The organism is Thalassotalea sp. G20_0, from assembly GCF_017744175.1.
GTDB lineage: Bacteria > Pseudomonadota > Gammaproteobacteria > Pseudomonadales > Endozoicomonadaceae > Endozoicomonas.
Genome location: NZ_JAGHQV010000300.1, coordinates 1 through 867 on the forward strand (window position 1 = coordinate 1; position 867 = coordinate 867).

At 48.6% G+C, this 867-nt stretch carries 1 protein-coding gene; it reads right to left on the reverse strand.

Annotated features, from left to right (window positions below):
* Positions 1–867 (reverse strand): hypothetical protein (locus J7438_RS26165; protein WP_209278957.1); only part of this gene is annotated, 867 nt, incomplete at both ends.

Below are 867 nucleotides of genomic sequence, written 5' to 3' on the forward strand. Positions count from 1 at the left end.
AATTCCAACAGCTCATGGTAACTGTCATCACAGGGATCCCTCACCAACTTGAAGGCCTGTTGCCATTTGCTTTTAATATCCCGCGAAACGGTCAATACTGCCGACCTGAGCACCTCTGCGTGCACCGGCATTGGCAGCAAATTCAATATGGCCCGGAACGTGTCATGGGACAGGTTATGGAATAAGGCAAATTCATCCAGGGATGCCTCATTCAGGGCCAGATCTTCACTATCAAGCTCATCATCAAAGCAGACCTGGACAGATCCGTTGCGCTTACAACAAACAACCAGAGGCAACGACTGTTTAATACCCAGTGCCTGTTCACACTGACGTTTTGTCCGCAGGATATCAGCAATGCTTCTTGATGGGGTACGCACAACATAAAAGCATTTGATGTCTGCTACGTCATAGTTGATGGTCACCAGTTCCGGGAAAGGTAAGGGACCTGAAGTACGGTGTTTCTGTTTCGGCAAACTGAACAACCCATCTTTCCCCAGATGTCCTGAGGTGAAGCACGGATCATAAACCCGCCAGAAGACTTGTTCAGCATCCTCCTGACATTTTTCCCAAAGTGATCTGAGATCCGGCAGCAGTTTTACCTCCAGTTCATCAGGATCTTCACCACGCAGCACGTCGTCAGTGTTAGCATCACGTTTGTAGGTATAAAGGCAATTTGGATTAATAATGCCCACTGTCATATCACCAAACTTGCATGGCAAATCACCAGTAGGCAACCCCGGCAAGACAAGGCTAAAAGGCCTTGGAGTACCCACACCCGCAAAGTAAGGGATCTCCCGGGACAATTTAATTTGCCGAATCGCCAGGTGCCCACTCTTTGCTGCCTGAAGCAGCTCTTGCAGTTTATAC